At 69.7% G+C, this 17,127-nt stretch carries 15 protein-coding genes; 7 read left to right on the top strand and 8 right to left on the bottom strand.

Annotated features, from left to right (window positions below; genetic code table 11):
* The first annotated feature begins 162 nt into the window (after positions 1-162).
* Both IPK81_11120 and IPK81_11115 read left to right on the top strand, forming a co-directional pair.
* Positions 163-459 carry a helix-turn-helix domain-containing protein gene (locus IPK81_11120; protein ID QQS15059.1) on the top strand — a complete coding sequence of 99 codons (297 nt, stop codon included), beginning with the start codon at positions 163-165 and terminating at the stop codon, positions 457-459.
* Between the two features lie 48 nt (positions 460-507).
* Positions 508-1,338: a hypothetical protein gene (locus IPK81_11115; GenBank protein QQS14653.1), complete on the top strand. Its 831-nt coding sequence runs from the start codon at positions 508-510 to the stop codon at positions 1,336-1,338.
* Between the two features lie 4 nt (positions 1,339-1,342).
* Here the strand turns inward: IPK81_11115 and IPK81_11110 are convergent, their stop codons facing one another.
* From IPK81_11110 to IPK81_11100, 3 genes are all read right to left on the bottom strand, one after another.
* The gene (locus tag IPK81_11110; GenBank protein QQS14652.1) at positions 1,343-2,428 is read right to left on the bottom strand and encodes an LLM class flavin-dependent oxidoreductase; all 1,086 of its coding nucleotides are present in this window, start codon (positions 2,426-2,428) and stop codon (positions 1,343-1,345) included.
* 261 nt (positions 2,429-2,689) lie between these two features.
* Complete coding sequence (locus IPK81_11105) at positions 2,690-3,766, bottom strand: mandelate racemase/muconate lactonizing enzyme family protein (protein QQS14651.1); 1,077 nt, start codon at positions 3,764-3,766, stop codon at positions 2,690-2,692.
* A 57-nt stretch (positions 3,767-3,823) separates the two neighbouring features.
* Positions 3,824-6,340 carry an O-antigen ligase family protein gene (locus IPK81_11100; protein QQS14650.1) on the bottom strand — a complete coding sequence of 839 codons (2,517 nt, stop codon included), beginning with the start codon at positions 6,338-6,340 and terminating at the stop codon, positions 3,824-3,826.
* Positions 6,341-6,505: 165 nt separating this feature from the next.
* Here IPK81_11100 and IPK81_11095 point away from each other — a divergent pair, with 165 nt between their 5' ends.
* The gene (locus IPK81_11095) at positions 6,506-7,597 is read left to right on the top strand and encodes a nucleotidyltransferase family protein (protein ID QQS14649.1); all 1,092 of its coding nucleotides are present in this window, start codon (positions 6,506-6,508) and stop codon (positions 7,595-7,597) included.
* A gap of 18 nt (positions 7,598-7,615) precedes the next feature.
* Here the strand turns inward: IPK81_11095 and IPK81_11090 are convergent, their stop codons facing one another.
* Positions 7,616-7,882, bottom strand: a complete 267-nt coding sequence (locus tag IPK81_11090; protein ID QQS14648.1) for a PqqD family protein — start codon at positions 7,880-7,882, stop codon at positions 7,616-7,618.
* A gap of 51 nt (positions 7,883-7,933) precedes the next feature.
* Complete coding sequence (locus tag IPK81_11085; protein ID QQS14647.1) at positions 7,934-8,833, bottom strand: hypothetical protein; 900 nt, start codon at positions 8,831-8,833, stop codon at positions 7,934-7,936.
* Between the two features lie 163 nt (positions 8,834-8,996).
* On the opposite strand from IPK81_11085, the gene IPK81_11080 reads away from it, so the two are divergent.
* Positions 8,997-10,361 carry an MATE family efflux transporter gene (locus tag IPK81_11080; protein ID QQS14646.1) on the top strand — a complete coding sequence of 455 codons (1,365 nt, stop codon included), beginning with the start codon at positions 8,997-8,999 and terminating at the stop codon, positions 10,359-10,361.
* Between the two features lie 45 nt (positions 10,362-10,406).
* Here the strand turns inward: IPK81_11080 and IPK81_11075 are convergent, their stop codons facing one another.
* Both IPK81_11075 and IPK81_11070 read right to left on the bottom strand, forming a co-directional pair.
* Positions 10,407-12,227 (bottom strand): hypothetical protein, encoded by a 1,821-nt coding sequence (locus IPK81_11075; protein ID QQS14645.1) that lies wholly within the window; start codon positions 12,225-12,227, stop codon positions 10,407-10,409.
* Positions 12,193-12,390 (bottom strand): hypothetical protein, encoded by a 198-nt coding sequence (locus IPK81_11070; GenBank protein ID QQS14644.1) that lies wholly within the window; start codon positions 12,388-12,390, stop codon positions 12,193-12,195. Before IPK81_11070 ends, IPK81_11075 begins: the two co-directional genes overlap by 35 nt.
* Positions 12,391-12,635: 245 nt before the next feature.
* Here IPK81_11070 and IPK81_11065 point away from each other — a divergent pair, with 245 nt between their 5' ends.
* The 3 genes from IPK81_11065 to IPK81_11055 all read left to right on the top strand — a co-directional run bounded on the left by IPK81_11065 (position 12,636) and on the right by IPK81_11055 (position 16,219).
* Positions 12,636-13,247: an SIS domain-containing protein gene (locus IPK81_11065; protein QQS14643.1), complete on the top strand. Its 612-nt coding sequence runs from the start codon at positions 12,636-12,638 to the stop codon at positions 13,245-13,247.
* 95 nt (positions 13,248-13,342) lie between these two features.
* Positions 13,343-14,734, top strand: a complete 1,392-nt coding sequence (gene rfaE2, locus IPK81_11060; protein ID QQS15058.1) for a D-glycero-beta-D-manno-heptose 1-phosphate adenylyltransferase — start codon at positions 13,343-13,345, stop codon at positions 14,732-14,734.
* 120 nt (positions 14,735-14,854) lie between these two features.
* Entirely contained in the window at positions 14,855-16,219 is a 1,365-nt protein-coding gene (locus tag IPK81_11055) for an MATE family efflux transporter (GenBank protein QQS14642.1), read from the top strand.
* Position 16,220: 1 nt separating this feature from the next.
* Here the strand turns inward: IPK81_11055 and IPK81_11050 are convergent, their stop codons facing one another.
* Complete coding sequence (locus IPK81_11050; protein QQS14641.1) at positions 16,221-17,102, bottom strand: TauD/TfdA family dioxygenase; 882 nt, start codon at positions 17,100-17,102, stop codon at positions 16,221-16,223.
* Positions 17,103-17,127 lie beyond the last annotated feature (25 nt).

The following is a 17,127-nucleotide window of genomic DNA, read 5'->3' as shown; positions in this document are numbered from 1 at the left end:
TCACGCGATTCGGCGGACGTGGAGTGCGATTTGGGACGACGCTCGATCTCGACTAAACTCACGGATGGAATGGCTACTATCCTGCAAATCCGCGATGACGGCGCGGTCATGAAGGTCTCTCGCGGCGGCGGGCGCCGGATTGCGATCCGTCCGCCACGCCCGATGACGCCCACGCAGGTGTCCGCGGCGGCGGCGGCCGATCCGGACGCGCGTCCGATGACGGCGGACGAGTTCGCTACGGCCCGCCGCGTGCCGCGTATCAGCACTCTGCGCCGCGCGCTGGGTCTCACTCAGGAGGAGTTCGCCGCCCGCTACCACATCCCCGTCGGCACCTTGCGCGACTGGGAGCAGGGCCGGACCGAACCCGACCAGCCCGCGCGGGCCTATCTCAAGGTGATCGCGGGCGATCCCGAGGGCGTGCGCCGGGCGTTGGGTCCGGTAGTGGCGAAGGAGCGTTGAGCGTCCAGCACGCATAGGCGTCGGCGACGTTGCCTGGAGGACGAGGGAGTGGATCGCGATATCGTCCGTCGAATCGGTCTGGTGGCGACGAGCTGGCCGCTGGTCGCGAGCCTGGTCGCGCTTCTGCTCAACGACCACGTGCTCAAGGCCGCGTATCCGGGGTGGGTGACGGGCAAGCTGTCGGATTTCGCGGGCATCCTCCTCGTCGCGTTGTTCGCCATGGCGGCGTTTCCGCGTCGGACGCTTCTCGTCGCGGCGGCGATCTGCGCGGCGTTCATCTGGTGGAAGAGCCCCGCGTCCGAACCGTTCATCCGGATGGTCTCGACCGTCTATCCGATCGGGCGGACGGTCGACTACACGGACCTGATCGCGTTCGCCGTGCTGCCGTTCGCCGCCCGGGTGGCGCGCGGCCCCGAGGCATTCCAGATTCCCATTTTCGTGCCCCGGCGAATTGCGGCGATGCCGATCATAGCCGTGTCGGCTTTGGCCGTCATGGCGAGCTATATTCCAATGCAGTACCAAGATAGATATGTGATTCGAGCGACGGACGGCGTTTGGCCACTCGAGTTGAACGAGGCCACGGATGCAATCAAAGCAGTTGCAACGCGTCGAGGTATGGCCTGCCCGGAGTGTGGGCCGTCCGTTGCGAAGGGGAGATATGTCTCCAAATATGTGACCATGAAATTCGAAATTCTCGGACGTGATGGCGTTTCGTTCGAGATTCATGGCGCGAGTGACAGAGGAATCATTGATCCGTTCGGCGACGGCACCCCACAGCGCATGGACGAGCTTAGGGACGACCTCAAGCGGGAGTTTGGCAAGCGCGCTCGCAATCTCGAGCTCGTAGAGTCCCTAAACGGCGGCTTCAATAGGCATTGACAAGCTACGCCGCCTTCATCCTTCCCGCGTTGCGCTCGACCAGCAGCGGGCGCACGAGGCGGCCGAAGCGCTCCGCCTCCTCGTCGTGCAGGTAGCCCGACAGGCAGAAGGAGTGGCAGCCGAGGTCGATGAAGTTCTGCAGGGTGTCGGCGCACTGCCGCGGGTTCCCGACCACGGCGATGCCGGCGCCGGGCCGCGTGCGGGTGATGCCGGTCCACAGATGCGGCTCGATCAGGTCGCCCATGGTCGCGGCCAGCTCCTGGACGCGGCGGTTGGCCTCCGACGTGGCGAAATGCTCGCGCACGAATTTCGTCTGCTCGGCGCTGACGCTGCTGACCAGCCGGTTGGCGGCGTCCCACGCCTCGGCCTCGCTCTCGCGGCACACGATCTGCAGCCGCATGCCGAAGCCGATCGCCTCGCCCCGTCCGTGGCGCGCCGCCATGGCGCGGATCTCCGCCATGTTGTCGGCGATGCGGGCGTAGGTGTCGCCCCAGAACAGGTGCACGTCGGCGTGCTTCGCGGAGATCTCCCACGCGTCCTTGGAGCCGCCGCCGAGATAGAAGCGGGGATGCGGCTTCTGGAACGGCTCCGGCCGGATCTGCGTCTCGGTCAGCGTGTAGTGCCTGCCGCTGTGGCTGACGGGTCCCTTCGTCGTCCACAGCTTCTTCAGGATCGTGACCTCCTCGTCCATGATCGCGTAGCGCTCCTCCTTGTCGTACAGGATCCCCTCGGAGCGGTTCTCCTTCTCGCTCTGCCCGGCGATCAGATTGACGCAGATTCGCCCGCCGCTGAGCTGGTCGAAGGTCGAGACCATCTTGGCCATCAGCACGGGGTTGATGTAGCCGGGCCGCGCCGCCACCAGCATGCGGATCGACTTCGAGCGGCCCGCCATCATCGCGCCGGTGACCCACGCCTCCCAGCACGCCGTCTGCACGGGGATCAGCATGTACTCGAAGCCGGCGGCCTCGGCGGCGTCGACCACCTTCTGGAACAGCTCCGGCGACGACGGCACCAGCGCGTCGCGCTCGCCATAGGCGGTGGTGTCGCCGGCGGTCGGCAGGAACCAGCCGAATTCGAGGGGGCGGTCCATCGTGTCGGACTCCGGATGTGATTGGGTCACGTCGAGGATAGAGGATTTCGTGGGTCGATGGATGCCGGTTGGCGGGACGAAGACCCCTCATCCCCGCCGCGGCTGCCGCGGCGTACCCTCGGGCACTTTCTCCCCCTCGTCAGGGGGAGAAGGGAAGAGATTGATTTCCCCTTCTCCCCCGTCAGCGGGGAGAAGGTGGCGCGAAGCGCCGGATGAGGGGCTTCGCCGCCGCGGACGGCACGCCGGCCGTTGGTGTCCGCCTCACGCCACCCGGTACAGCTTCACGGCCAGCGGGTCGGGCGCGCAGCCGAGGCCGGGGCCGGCCGGCGCCGCGACGCGGCCGCCCGAGGGCTTGACCACGTCGCCCATCGGCTCGGCCGCCAGCTCGATGAAGTAGCGCTCCAGCATCGGCACGCCCAGCGCGGCGCAGAGATGCAGCGTGTGGGCGTAGCCGGCGCCGATCATGAAGCAGTGCGGCATGAACTGGACGTCGTGCGCCTCGGCCAGCGCCGCGATCTTCAACGCCTCGGTGTGGCCGTGCGCCTTGGCGATGTCCGGCTGCACGATGTCGACGGCGCCGGCCTCGAACATCATGCGGTAGTCGGCGAGGCTGCCCGCGTTCTCGCCGGCGGCGATCGGGATCGACGTCGACCGCCGCAGCGCGGCCAGCGTCGCGTAGCTTTCCGGCGGCCAGGTCGGCTCCTCCAGCCACGTCAGGTCGTAGGCCTCCAGCCGCTTCGCGATCCGCTTCGCCTCGGCCAGATCCCACGGGCAGTTGGTGTCGAGCATGAGCGCGATGTCGGGCCCGATCGCGGCGCGCGCCGCCGCCGTGGCCTCGACCGTGACCTCGTGCAGCTTGATCGCGCGGTAGCCCTCGGCGACGGCGCGCTCGCAGGCCCGCGCGACCTTCGCGGGCTCGCCGTAGCGTGTCAGGCTGGCGTAGAGCGGCACGTCCGTGACGGCGCTTCCGCCGAGCAGGCGGTGCAACGGCAGGCCGGCGGCCTGGCCGAGGATGTCCCACAGCGCCAGATCGACCGCCGAGACGCAGAACGCCATCACGCCCACACGGCCGAAATTGTGGTGCTGACGCTGCAGGTCGCGCGCGATGGCGCGGATGTGCGATGGATCGCGCCCGATCAAAGACGGCGCCACGTGCGTGTCGAACAGCGCCTTCAGCGCCGCCTCGCCGTTCTTGGTGAACACCTCGCCCCAGCCGCTGAGGCCCTGGTCGGTGTCGATGCGTACCAGCAGCGTCTGGAACCGCTTCGCCACCCACGCGCCGCCGTGGTCCTCGAACGGGATCGACAGCAGCATCGAGTCGACGGCGGTGATCTTCATCGGCGGGCTCCCCTTGGCACCTGCCGAGTATAGGGGAAACGCCGCCGGAGCGTCGCGCTACGAGGCGCGCGGGCCGCGCGGCAGCTCGACGATCTCGGCGCTGCGGCGCGGCTTGACGTCGTCGGGTTCGATCCGCGTGTCCTCGGCCGGGCTGGTGCGCAGCGTCGTCACGCCGGGCCAAGCCGTCGGCGTCGGTGGCTGCATGCCGTCGCCGGCGTCGAGCACGGCGGACAGGCCGTCCTGCGGCTCGGGCGGCGGCGTCAGCCCGGACGTGAACGGCACGACGCTGGGCTGCGGCATCTCGGACGGCGACGGCGGCCCGTCATGCGCCGGCGGCCGGCCGGGCAGCGACGTGATGACGCCCTCGGTCGCGCCGGACGCGGACGGCGCACGCGTGGCGCCGAGGCCGCCGGCGGCGCCCAGCGTCGCGGTCGCGGCGTCGACGCCGCCGGGTCGCGAGCGCAGGGCGCGCCAACGCGCCAGCGCGGCGGCGTAGTCGCTGGACTCCGGCATGCCGGTGGACGGGGTGGTCGGCGGCGCGGGTGTCGCGGCGGGCGGCGCGTACGGTTTCGGCGTCTCGATGCGCGTGATCACGGGCGTCGGTGGAGCCACGGCGGCGGGCGCCTCGACGGTCTCCGCCGTCGTGTCGCCGTCCAGCGCGTCGCGGGGGTCGAGGATGTGGACGTCGTCGTCGGAGTCCGGCGCGGCGGCCGACGGCATCGTGTCGACCGGCGTGGCTTCCGCCTCGATCGTCACGGCCGTTCCCTCGTCCAACCGCGGACCGTCGCGCGATCCGGCGAACAGCGGCGCCAGCGCCGCGCGCATCGCCGCCGCGCGCTCGTCCGACGACAGGCCATCCGTGGCCGGCGACACGCCGCGCGGTGGCGACGGCTCCGATATCGCCTCGGACGGGCGGACCGGCCGCATCGGCGCCGGCGCCAGCCCGCGCGCGCCCCGCATCGCGCCCAGCGCGCCGAGGTCGACGCGGCCGGACGCCGTCGTCGGCGTCACCTGCACGGCGTCGATCACCAGCTGCGGCGACGGCGTGACCGCGTCGTCGGCCGAGAGCGGACGGTCGGAGTGGCGCCGGCCGGCCGGGACACGCCGCCGCCGGCGGCTGCCGGTGCGGCTCTCCGCGTGCGCCTCGGCGACGTCGAGCGGATGGATCGACACGACGCCGCGCTCGGCCGTCAACGCCTGCGCCGCCGCCGCGCCGAGCATCAGCATGAACGTCACCGCCACGGCCGGCATCTGGACGCTGAAATCCACCATCGCGTGGGCGCCGACGAGGGCCGCGCCCGCCACCGCGGCGATCGACGCGGCGCTGCCGCGGCCGCGCGCGAACAGGCCGGTGGCGCCGGCGCCGACCACCGCGCCGACCAGCGCGAGGCTCAGCAGGAAGGCGGGGATGCCGGCCTCGGTCGCGAGCTCGAGGTAGGTGTTGTGGGCGAGATCGACGTAGGTCTCGAAGCGCGCGGTGCCGTCATTGGCGCGGTTGAACGCCGGCCCGAACGTGCCCAGCCCGTGGCCGGCCAGCGGCCGCTCGGCCATCGCGGCGCGGCCGACCTCGTAGAGCGCGCCGCGCGATTCCGGCCCGCCGTCCATCACGCGCTTGAGCAGATGTTCGCCGCTCAACGCCAGCGCGCCGGCCAGCGCCACCGCGCCGATCGCGAAGCCGGCGAACCAGGTGCGCAGCCGGATGTCCCGCGCCAGCAGCATGCCGGTCCAGAACACCGCCAGTCCCAGCGCCAGCGACATCAGGCCGGCGCGCGAGCCGGTCAGGATGACGGCGACCAGGCCGGCGCAGACCGCGGCGATGCCGGCGTACATCGCCGGCGTCGCCTCCTCCGACACCGCGACCAGCAGACGGATCAGGCCGCCGGAGCTGCGCATGATGCGGCGGAACTCCGACAGCAGCGGCGCCAGCACGGCGATCACCGCCAGCCCGGCGTAGGTCGCGTAGCTGTTGCGGTTGATGAAGGTCGAGGTGACGCTCTCGACGTAGGCCGTCTTGGGGAACCACAGGATCGTGGCGAAACCGCCGAACTTGGCGACCAGGCCGTAGAGCGCGTAGCCGAATCCGGCCAGGCCGATGGCCCACAGCGCGAACCGCGCACGCTGGCGGTCGCGGCAAAGCTGCAATGAGAGGAAGAACACGCCGGCGTAGCTGAAGATCTTCATCGCCAGCGTGCGGCTGGCCGTCGGATCGAGGCTGGGCGACGCGCTCGACGCGATCCCCAGCGCCTGCGCCGCCTCGGCCCAGGCGGGATGGTGGAGGACGGACGGCGCCGCCGTCGAGCTCTGGACCACGTACCACAGGAACAGGACGGCGAAGCCGACCGCCAGGCCGAGCGCGGCGCGGTCGATGGTCGTCGCCGGCGCGGCGGGCTCGCGGTGCGAGCGTCGCATCCGACCGCCACCCGCGACCGCGCGCACGCGGTCGATCCCCCAGAGCGCCAGCATGATTCCGACCGTGAGCGCCAGCACGCTCCACGGCAGGGGCCGGTTGGACCCGAGGGGGAGCGGCGACAGGCAGACGAGGCCGGTCAGCGCCCAGAACAGGAACGACGACATCCGGGAGTTTTCGGGGTCCGTGGCTCGCCCTTAAGGACTTGTTAAGACAGCACATTAACATATCGTATCGGGAATGCGACAGCGGCCTATACCCATCCGGCGCGCGGCCGAAAGGCGCGGAAAGGCGCGGATTCACGCCATCCGGGCCCGTCCAGGCGTGGATTTGTGACCGATCGCGTGGCCGGGCAGGCGGCCCGGATCCTGTGGACGACGGCGCTGACCGGCACCGCCCCGCCCGACGCGTCGTTGGAGGACCTGGCCGCGGTGTCGCGGACGCTGGTCGACCGGCTGCTGCGGCGCGTCTCCCCCGGCTGGGCGGCCAGCCTTCTGGCGCCGCTGGCGTCGCGTTTCGGCACGCCTCTGGTCGATCCGGCCGCCGCCCGACCGGCCGCGCTCCTGTCGAAGCTCACGCTGGCGGCGCAGGCGGCGGCGTTGGCGCGGCTGGATGCCGCCGGCGTGCCGGCGGTGGCGCTCAAGGGATTCGCCAATGCCCATCTGCTCCATCCCGACCCCTCGGCGCGCATCGTCGGCGACCTCGACGTGCTGGTGCCGCGCGACGCGCTGGGCGCGGCGATCGACGTGTTCGCGCCGCTGGGCTACCGCTTCGGCGCCGTCGGCGCGCGCCGCTGGGGCTTCGTGTCCGACGCCAGCTTCGTGCCGTTCCATTCGCCCGACGGCGTCGTGAACATCGACCTGCACGTCGCGCCCGACGCCTATCCGCTGACGCTCGGACTGCCGGCGGCGGACGTGTTCGCCGGCGCGCGCGCGGTCGCGGGTCCGGCGGGTCCGTTCCGGGCGCCGAAGGACGAGCACGTCCTGCTGATCTGCGTCTCCAACGCCGCCAAGGACCGGTTCGGCTGGCAGACGATCTCGAAGATGGTCGACGCGGCGCGGCTTCTGGTCGCGCGCGGCGCGTCGCTGGACTGGGACGAGATCGACCGGCGCGCCGGCGCCGCCCGCCTGCGGCGCGCGCTGGACGTGACGCTGGCCCTGCTCGTGGCGCTCGGACTGCCGTCCACGGCGATCCCCGCCGGCCGCGGTGCGCCGCCGCGCGGATACGCGGGCGCTGTCTTCGCGTCGGTCGTCGGCGAATGGCTGGGGATGTTTCCGGACGACGTCTCCGGCGCCGCCGCGCTGTGGCGCGAGGCGGTCCTCGTGCACGCGCCGTCGACGGTGGCGCGGCTCAACGCGCGCCGGCTGGCCGGGTTGCTGCGTCCCGGCGACGGTGTCCCCGCCGAGGCGCGGGGACGCGTCTAGGCTCGGCGCGCGCCGCCGTCACGCCACCGCGACCAGGCCGCGCGCCGACAGATCGGCCAGCAGCGCGTCGAGATCCGCCGCCACGACGGCGGGGTCGATGTCGGGGAACGCCTCGCGCAGCAGCGCCAGCAGATCGTCGCGCGACTCCGGATCGGCCAGCGCGTTCCACACGCCGCCGCCCAGCGCGTCGAGATGGAAGATATCCTGCGTCGCAGGATCGACGAGGAACGTGCCGTCGTCGAGCGTCGTGGCGACGATGTCGGGCGCGCGCCGGTAGCGGGGCATGGCGGCGTTCTCGGGCGCGGCGCGCGCGGCGTCAAGCCGTCGCCGCGCCGCTCACGAGATGTCGAAGCGCTGGCACAGCAGATCGCACGCCGCGGCGCTGCTGCCGTATTCCAGACGCAGGCACGGCACGGCCCTGGCGACCTGCGCCACCGCCGCCACCAGCGCGCGCGACTCCATGCCCGGCGCGGTCGACTGGCGCAGCAGGGCCAGCGCCGCCTCGTTCTGCGTCGCGTCGTCGAGGAACAGGACGTCCGCGTCGTCGTCGCGCCGGCGCGGCAGCACGAGGGCCGCGACCGGCGCGGAGTCGCCGAACGCCGCCACCGGGAACGCGTCGATCGCGAGGTCGATGTAGGCCACGGTCGGCTCGCCCTGCCAGTCCATGTGCTCGACCACGGCGTTGCCCTCGACGAAGGCGGCCAGCGTGGCGCCGGCGCCGGGATGCACGGGCAGGCGCATGCGCGGCGTCAGGCCGAGGCCGATGGCGGCGGGCGCGCGGCCCCCGCCGAAGCCGCCGGGCGCCAGCGCGATGCGGTCGTCGCCGAAGAAGCGCGCGCCGCGCCGCGCGAGCTGCAGCGCCAGGGTGCTCTTGCCGCTGAGCGAATCGCCCACCAGAAGGATCACGCCGCCGGGGCCGGCGGCGGCGCCGGCGTGCGTGCCGATCAGATCGCCGCGCCGCGACAGCAGCTCCGCGGCCAGCAACCCGACCAGCTGGTTCGCGGCCTCGGCGGCGTCCGGCACCTCGACGGCGCCGCCTTCCAGCGCGCCGTGGCGGATGTGGAAGCCGTCGCTGATGGCGTCGATGGCGATGTCGACGCGGTCGTCGTCGGTCGCCTCGATCCGCCGCAGCGGCCACAGGCCGAAGAAGCGCGCCCGGAAATCGTCGAGCCGGGCGGCGCTGGCGACCTGGATCGTCGCGCCGTCGAGGCCGCCGAATTCGTAGATCGCCGCCATGCCCATCCTCCGCCCGTGTCGCCGGCGCCATGATAGCAGTCCCGCCGCGAATCGTGGCGCCCGCGCCGCGGGCCGCGATCCCGCTCGTGCCTCCCGTCGCATTTCTCATGTGCGGCGGCGCGGGGAACCGCGTAGTGCTGTCGCCGCAACGCCCGAGGAATCCGTGTCCCAGCCCCCGGAACGCAGCGCCCGCGAGCGGATGATCCTCGCGGCGCCGATCCTGCCGACCATTCTGCGGCTCGCCGCGCCCAACGCGGTGACGGTCATCGTCGCCAGCCTCGTCACCGTGGCCGAGACGGCGTTCGTCGGCGCGCTGGGCGCCGAGGCGCTGGCGGCCAACGCCTACGTGTTCCCGTTCCTCGTCCTGATGCAGACCATGGCCAACGGCGCCATGGGCGGCGGCGTGTCCTCGGCCGTGGCCCGCGCGCTCGGCGCCCGCGACACGGCGCGGGCGCGCGCCCTGGCGCTGCACGCGCTGGCCATCGCGACGGGTTTCGGCCTGTTCTTCACGGCGCTGATGTGCGGTTTCGGCGCCTCGATCTACGGCGCGCTGGGCGCGAGAGGCGCGGTGCTGACGCTGGCGCTCGACTACTCCAACGTCCTGTTCGCCGGCGTCGCCGGCATCTGGTTGATGGCCACGTTGATCAGCGTGGTGCGCGGCACCGGCGACATGGCGGTGCCGACGGCGATCATGCTGGCGACGGCGGCGCTGCAGGTCGCGCTGGCCTTCACGCTGACGCTCGGCGCCGGACCGGTGCCGGCGCTGGGCATCGCCGGCATCGGCTGGTCGACCGTGGTCGCCAGCGCCGCCGGCACGCTGGCGACGCTGGTCTATCTGCGCTCGCCACGCGCGCGGGTGCGGGTGTCGCTGGCCGGCGTCGTACCGTCGGGCGCGATGTTCCGCGACATCCTCCGGGTCGGCGGCGTGGCGGTGTTCTTCTCGCTGCAGAACGCCGGCACCGTGCTCCTGATGTCGGCGATGGTCGCCGGCTTCGGCGCCGTCGCGCTGGCGGGATACGGCATCGGCGCGCGGCTGGAGATGCTCCAGATCCCCGTCGTGTTCGGTATCGGCGCGGCGCTGGTGCCGATGGTCGGCATGAACGTCGGCGCCGGCCAGATCCAGCGCGCCCGGCGCATCGCGCTGTTCGGCGCGTTGTTCGCCGGCGCGATCAGCGGGGTGATCGGGCTGGTCTTCGCCATCAAACCCGAGTGGTGGAGCGGCATCTACACCGCCGACCCCGCCGTCCGCGCCGCGACAGCGGAGTATCTCCAGCGGGTCGGCCCGACTTTCGGTTGCTTCGGCTTCGGCGTCTGCCTGTACTTCGCGACCCAGGGGTCGGGCCGCATCCTCGGGCCCGTGCTGGCGGCCACCGCGCGGCTCGCGCTGGCGGCGCTCGGCGCCTTCGTCGCGCTGCGCCTCGACCTCGGTTACGCCGCGCTGTGCTGGGCCATCGCCGCGGCGATGCTGGCCTACGCCTTGATCGCCGCCGGCGTGCTGGCGTTCACGCCGTGGCGCAAGCCGGGATGAGGTAGTTTGTGTCCATCATTGACTTCAAGATCCACTGCATCAGCACTAATTTCCTAGGTCGCTCAAGAGTATTTCAAAGAAAGCGGCATTTCGCTTCTCTGCATCTGAGATCAGTTTGTCAAATCCAACGATTTCAATAAATACATCGTACTCGGTGTGGTATTTCACAAGTCCGAGCTTATCCCAAGTTTCATCAAAGTCGTACCGCTTCGCTAAAGCCCTTAGAGTCGGTTCAATATCGGCAACGATGATTGCCGAGATAGGAGTACCATCCGGAATTGCAATTGTTTTTCCACTGGTTGTTAGAAGAGACTTACGCTCTCGAATATGTTCAACCGTATCGTGAATCTGCCGAATTGGATCACTTCCCTCGCGCCCGAAAGCGTAATCGTTGCGCCCGGGCCGCTTGAACTCAACGACGACAATGCTGTTGCTTCCCTGCCCACCGGTGACATAGCATTCATTGTAGAATGCGACATCAACTACCTTGTCACCTAGATGACGTCGGCCACCATGGAGTGTTCGATCGCTCGATATATATGATGCAAACGCCAAGCGCTCGTCGAGCAGCAACAGATTGTTCTGGAAAAATTGCTTAGTAGATGCAGAGTCTTCGTGGCGCGGGAATATTAGCTCATGAAACGCGTCCTCAAGGCTCATTGTACCTGCGACACTGGTACCACGAAGCTTATCAGCAATCTCGATCACGGCCTTTCGGTGTACGATGTACTCAGCTAGAGCGTCACGATAAGTATCTGACACACGCTTCAATAGCTCATTCTTCCGTTTCTGGAAGAGATCCTTGTCTGCGATTGTACTCTGTACGTAGGTTGTCCACCGTCGCTCCTCACGAAGTCGTTGTATTGACAAGTCTGAGACAAAGTTCTCCTGCCGCCAGTTGTTGGGTTTTGAGCGGACGTAGTCTGAAACCGTCGTTCCGGATAGACCATACCGCAGCAAAGGATGACGTGTGAGCAGCTGCACCAGTTCATCTCGCTGGGCGGATTTTATCCGATCATGCTGCTCCCTCTCGGTCGTCAAGATCGCCTGGCATGCCTTTTCAACGATCTCGGATACTTCTTCCTCGCTCGCCTCTAGAGCCGTTCGAGCCTGATTTGCGTGAGCATCAAAGAATGATCCCGACAGGGTCGCGATGATAACGTACTCGGTTCCATCTGATCGCTGAAAGGCGGGCCTCCCGATTTTGTTCTCAATGTTCCGCCCCGCGCCAAGGAGTCGATTGTCGGCAAAAAACATTAATGCATGCCGATTGAAGGGCTTCCCCCTCTCGACACGAGAGATATCGCACTTGAAATCGAAAGTTTGTTCGCGAAGCTCAAGGTTGAAGTTATGAGATTTCTCGAGTTTAAATATGCGCATAAAATGCGTACGTAGATCAATATCCTTCTCACCAATCGTCACTATGGTATGTGGCATTCGGCCATCCACTAGATAGGTGAGAAAATTGCTTGATAGATGATCGAGGATTCTTTCCTCTGATAGTGCTTCCCAGTATCTCTGATAAATGGATTTCACTCTTCGAAATGTCACGGCACAACCGGGTGTAGACTCCGGTGAGACACCACCTTTCATTTCTATGATTTCTTCATCGGCATATACGTCGAAGCGGAATGAACGCTCCTCAACTTCGTCCATCGCGCCGAGAGATTTGGAGTAGTAATATACTTCCTCATATACTTTGAAAGCAACAAAGCGCCCGAAGCCCTTCCCGCCGCGCTTAAGCTTGTGGCCCGTGAATGGAGTTCGGAAAGCGAGGAAATTCTCCGTGTCTAGTCCGTTCGCGTTGTCAGAAATAGTTACTGAGAATTCCTCAGATGTTGCGCCAAACGTGAACTGGAACCGCAATTTTCCATCTGTCGGAAATCTTGTCGCCACCGAGCTTGTCCAACAGCGCGTGAATAGCATTGGAGCCCGCCTCATAGACAGGCAATAGGAACGTATCAAAACTCCCAGTGAGGTGGGTACGTTCCAGCACTGCCGGCATGTCAGGCTTGAGCAAATGAGCCATCGAAGCGCTCCCTCTAGTTCGTCGCGGCTCAGGTGACACGTTCGCGCGGCGCGGCAACTCAAGAGGCTGATCGCGTACGCCAAGCGGGCGAACGAATATAGGCGACCGACTTGCTCCGCGTCCATATCGCGGTATGTGAGACGAGTCGGGGGGATGGCCCTAGGCACCCGGCGCGGATTGATTCATGATCGCGCGCACGCGGCGCGGTCCACCGCCGGGCCGGTGAAGGCGCGACACGATTCCGCATGGCATTGCGAACCGACTTCCTCCCCGGCTACTTCGCGGCCCAGTTCGACGAGCATCTCGCCGTCGCGGCGGAGACCAGGCGCGGTCTGGCCGGCGATTTCGCGCGTCTGGTCGAGATCGGCGCGCGCGCCATCGAGGCCGGCGGCAAGCTGCTGTTCTTCGGCAACGGCGGCAGCGCCGCCGACGCCCAGCACGTCGCCACGGAGTTCGTCGTGCGCCTGAAGCGCGAGCGCGGCCCGCTGCCGGCGCTGGCCTTGACCACCGACGGCCCGACCCTGACCGCGATCGGCAACGACTACGGCTTCGACCGCGTGTTCGAGCGCCAGATCGAGGCGCATGGCCGGGCCGGCGACGTCGCCATCGGCCTGTCGACCTCCGGCCGCAGCCGCAACGTCCTGCTGGGACTCGCCAGGGCGCGCGAGCGTGGGCTGATCGCCGCCGGATTCGGCGGCGGCGACGGCGGCCAGATGGCGGGCCTCGCCGACCCGCTGCTGCTGGTGCCGTCCTTCGCCACCGCGCGCATCCAGGAGATGCACCACCTGCTTGGCCACGCGCTGTGCGGCGCGATAGAGATCGCCCTCGGCGTCCTTCCGCTGGAGCCGGCGTCGTGAAGACCGCGGGCGGCGTCGCGACGACGGGCGCCGACGCGCTGGTCGCGCGCCTGCCGGCGCTGGGCGCGACGCGCACGCTGGTGGTCGGCGACGTCATGCTGGACCGCTTCGTCTACGGCGTGGTCGAGCGCGTGTCGCCGGAGGCGCCGATCCCGGTGCTGCGGATCGACCGCGAGGTCGCGATGCTCGGCGGTGCCGGCAACGTCGCCCGCAACCTCGCGGCGCTGGGCGCCAAGGTGGCGTTCCTGACCGTGGCCGGCGCCGATCCGGCGGGCCGCGAGATCGCCCGCCTGATGGGCGCCGAGGCGGCGATCGAACCGCATCTCGTGGTCGAGCCGGCCCGGATCAGCACCGTCAAGACGCGCTACGTCGGCGGATCGCAGCAATTGCTTCGCGCCGACAAGGAGACGGCCGCGCCCCTGTCGCCGTCGGCGCGGCAGGATCTGCTGTCGCGCCTGTCCTCGGCGCTGCCGGAGTGCGACGTCGTCGCGCTGTCGGATTACGGCAAGGGCGCGCTGGCCGACGGCGTCGCGGTCGCCGCGATCGCCGCCGCCCGCGCCGCCGGCAAGCGCGTCGTCGTCGATCCCAAGGGCCGCGATTTCACGCTCTACGCCGGCGCCGATCTGCTGACGCCGAACGCGCGCGAGCTGGCCGAGGCGACCGGCCTGCCGACACGCGAGGATGCCGAGGTCGAGGCGGCCTGCCGCGCGGTGATCGCGCGCGCCGGAGTGGCGGCGGTGCTGGCGACGCGCGGCGCCCGCGGCATGACCTTGGTTGAGGGCGGCGCGCCGGCCGTGCATCTGCCGGCGCACGCGCTCGAGGTGTTCGACGTCTCCGGCGCCGGCGACACGGTGATCGCGACCCTGGTGGCGGCGCTCGCCGCCGGCGCGCCGCTGGCCGACGCCGCGGCGCTGGCCAACGTCGCGGCCGGCGTGGTGGTCGCCAAGCTCGGCACCGCCACCTGCACGCTCGCCGAGCTGGCGGCGGCGCTGGCCGGCGCGCGCGTCGCGGGCCACGCCGCCAAGATCGTCGACCGCGCGCGTCTGGTCGCCGAGGCGGCGCGCTGGCGCGCCGCAGGCCTGCGCGTCGGCTTCACCAACGGCTGTTTCGACCTGCTGCATCCCGGCCACGTGTCGCTGATGCGCCAGGCGCGCGCCGCCTGCGACCGGCTGGTGGTCGGGCTCAACAGCGACGCCTCGGTGCGGCGCCTCAAGGGCGAGGGCCGGCCGGTCAACGGCGAGTCCGCGCGCGCCACCGTGCTGGCGTCGCTCGCCGACGTCGATCTCGTGACCGTGTTCGACGAGGACACGCCGCTCAAGACGATCGACGCGCTACGCCCCGACGTGCTGGTGAAGGGCGCCGACTACACGCGCGACACCGTGGTCGGCGCCGACCAGGTCGAGGGCTGGGGCGGCCGCGTCGTGCTGGCGTCGCTGGCCGACGGCTTCAGCACCACGGCGACGATCCGGCGCATGTCCGGGGCGTAGCGGTCGCGCGCCCGTTCATGACCCCATGAGGAATCCGACGGGGTACCGGATGCGGCCTTCGGGTATAGGGACGCCCGGAGGTCCCCGCCAGCCATGTCCATGTCAGCCGCGTCCGTGTCCATGTCCGCCCCGCATCCGCTGCTGACCGCGCCGATGGTGCGCACGATCCTGCGCATCGCCGCCCCGACCACGCTGGTGATGATCGTGCAGACCATCGTCGGTGTCGCCGAGATGTACGTGATCGGCCGGCTCGGCACCGCTGCGCTGGCCGGCTTCCAGCTCGTGTTCCCGTTCCTGATGCTGATGACGATGATGGCCGCCGGCGGCATCGGCGGCGGTGTCGCGGCCTCGGTGGCGCGCGCGCTGGGCGCCGGCGACCGCGTCCGCGCCTCGGTCCTGGCCGGCCACGCCCTGATCGTCGGCGCCGGCTTCGCGGCGCTGTGGCTGCTGGCGATGGCGGTGTTCGGCGAGACGCTGCTCGGCGCCTTCGGCGCGCGCGGCGAGACTCTGGGCTACGCCGTCACCTACGCCACCGTGGCGTTCGCCGGCACGATCGCGCCATGGGCGATGTTCATCTTCGCCGCCATCCTGCGCGGCACCGGCGACGCCGCGACGCCGGGCAAGCACATGATGTTCTCGTCGATCCTGCAGGTGCCGCTATCCGCCTTCCTCGTGCTCGGCACCGCCGGCTGGGGTCTGGGCGGCTGGGAAGGCATGGGCATCGCCGGCGCCGCGGTGTCGATGATCGCGACCATGCTGCTGTCGGCGGCGTTGATGGCGCGGCGCCTGTGGCGCGGCGCCGCCGGGATCACGCCGACGTTGGCCGGTCGCGGCGTGTCGATGGCGCATCTCGCGCCGATCCTGAAGGTCGGCCTGATCTCGTCGCTGTCGGCGCTGTTCCTCAACATCACCACGATGCTGGTGAACCTCGCGATCCGGCCGTTCGGCGACGCCGCGCTGGCCGGCTACGGCGTCGGCGCGCGGCTGGAGTTCACCCTGGTGCCGCTGGCGTTCGGCATCGGCACGGCGCTGACGACGCTGGTCGGCATGGCCGCCGGCGCCGGCGACTGGCGCCGCGCGCGCTCGGTCGCCTGGGTCGGCGCCGGCATGGCGGCGGCGCTGACCGGCGCGCTGGGCCTCGTCGTCGCGCTGGTGCCGCACGGCTGGGCCGGGATGTTCAGCGGCGAGCCGGTCGTGATCGAGGCCGCCGTGCACTACCTCACGCGCGTGGCGCCGTTCTACGGCTGCATCGGCTTCGGCATGGCCATGAGCTTCGCCTCGCAGGGCGCCAACCGGCAGGGCATGCCGCTGGCCGCCAGCGTCGTGCGGCTGTGCGTCGCCGGAATCGGCGGCTATCTCTGCGTCGCGGCGTTCGGCGCCGACCTGCCGACGCTGTTCTGGATGCTGGCGGCGGCGGTCTTCCTCTACGCCGCGATCGTCGCCGCGTCGCTGCTGCTGCGGCCGTGGGGTCCGCGCCGGCGGTAGCTCACACCGGCACGTCGCCCTTGACGGTGACGCGGTTGCCGGTGCGGGTGTGCGGCCAGTAGTCCCACATCGCGCGGTGCTGTACGCAGCGGTTGTCCCAGAAGGCGATGGAGTTCTCGCGCCAGCGGAACCGCACCTGCCATAGCGGGCTCTCCATGTGCTCGTAGAGATAGCGCAGGATGGCGTCGCTCTCGTCGCGCGGCACGCCGAGGATGCGCGTGGTGAAGCCGCGGTTGACGTAGAGCGCCTTGCGGCCGGTGACGGGATGGGTGCGCACCACCGGATGCTCGGCGCGCGGATAGACCGGCTTGTCGGCGACGCCGAGGTTGGCGTAGGTGCCGCGGTAGACGTGCTCCCCGTCGTGCACGGCGCGCAAGCCGTCGAGATAGGCCTTCAGCCGGTCGCTCAACGCCTCGTAGGCGGCGTACATGCTGGCGAACAGCGTGTCGCCGCCCTTGGGCGGGCAGTGCCGGATCAGCAGGATGCTGCCCATCGGCGGCTCGGCGTCGCACGACACGTCGCTGTGCCAGCCCTCGCCGTTGGCGCGCGGCGAGTCCTTGTCGGCGTGGATGATCATCAGCTCCGGAATTCCGGGCGCGTGCGGGGCCGCGGGATGGATATGCAGGTCGCCCCACAGCCGGCCGAAGGCGAGGTGCCGCTCCGGCGTGATGTCCTGGTCGCGGAAGAAGATCACCGAGTTCTCGGCCAGCGCGCGGTGCAGCTCGTCGACCGTCTTGTTGCCCAGCGGCCGGGCGAGGTCGACGCCGGAGATCTCGGCGCCGATGATCGGCGTCAGCTTGTCGACGACGATGCTCTCGTACGGCGCCGTCTCGCCGGCGACGTGCTTGTAGCGGGGGCCGGCATTGCCGCGCAGCGACGTCATGGCTGAACTCCTCCTCTTGCGCCGG

It is taken from the genome of Rhodospirillales bacterium (assembly GCA_016699855.1).
Taxonomy (GTDB): Bacteria; Pseudomonadota; Alphaproteobacteria; order Reyranellales; family Reyranellaceae.
This window is presented reverse-complemented; position numbering and strand designations above follow the sequence as displayed.

Excerpts from the sequence above, each read along its gene's own strand:
- IPK81_11120 (QQS15059.1), top strand. The coding sequence starts at position 163 with ATGACGCCCACGCAGGTGTCCGCGGCGGCGGCGGCCGATCCGGACGCG.
- IPK81_11105 (QQS14651.1), bottom strand. The coding sequence starts at position 3,766 with ATGAAGATCACCGCCGTCGACTCGATGCTGCTGTCGATCCCGTTCGAG.
- IPK81_11055 (QQS14642.1), top strand. The coding sequence starts at position 14,855 with ATGTCCGCCCCGCATCCGCTGCTGACCGCGCCGATGGTGCGCACGATC.
- IPK81_11110 (QQS14652.1), bottom strand. The coding sequence starts at position 2,428 with ATGGACCGCCCCCTCGAATTCGGCTGGTTCCTGCCGACCGCCGGCGAC.
- IPK81_11065 (QQS14643.1), top strand. The coding sequence starts at position 12,636 with ATGGCATTGCGAACCGACTTCCTCCCCGGCTACTTCGCGGCCCAGTTC.
- IPK81_11050 (QQS14641.1), bottom strand. The coding sequence starts at position 17,102 with ATGACGTCGCTGCGCGGCAATGCCGGCCCCCGCTACAAGCACGTCGCC.
- IPK81_11070 (QQS14644.1), bottom strand. The coding sequence starts at position 12,390 with ATGGCTCATTTGCTCAAGCCTGACATGCCGGCAGTGCTGGAACGTACC.
- IPK81_11090 (QQS14648.1), bottom strand. The coding sequence starts at position 7,882 with ATGCCCCGCTACCGGCGCGCGCCCGACATCGTCGCCACGACGCTCGAC.
- rfaE2 (QQS15058.1), top strand. The coding sequence starts at position 13,343 with ATGCTGGACCGCTTCGTCTACGGCGTGGTCGAGCGCGTGTCGCCGGAG.
- IPK81_11100 (QQS14650.1), bottom strand. The coding sequence starts at position 6,340 with ATGTCGTCGTTCCTGTTCTGGGCGCTGACCGGCCTCGTCTGCCTGTCG.
- IPK81_11085 (QQS14647.1), bottom strand. The coding sequence starts at position 8,833 with ATGGCGGCGATCTACGAATTCGGCGGCCTCGACGGCGCGACGATCCAG.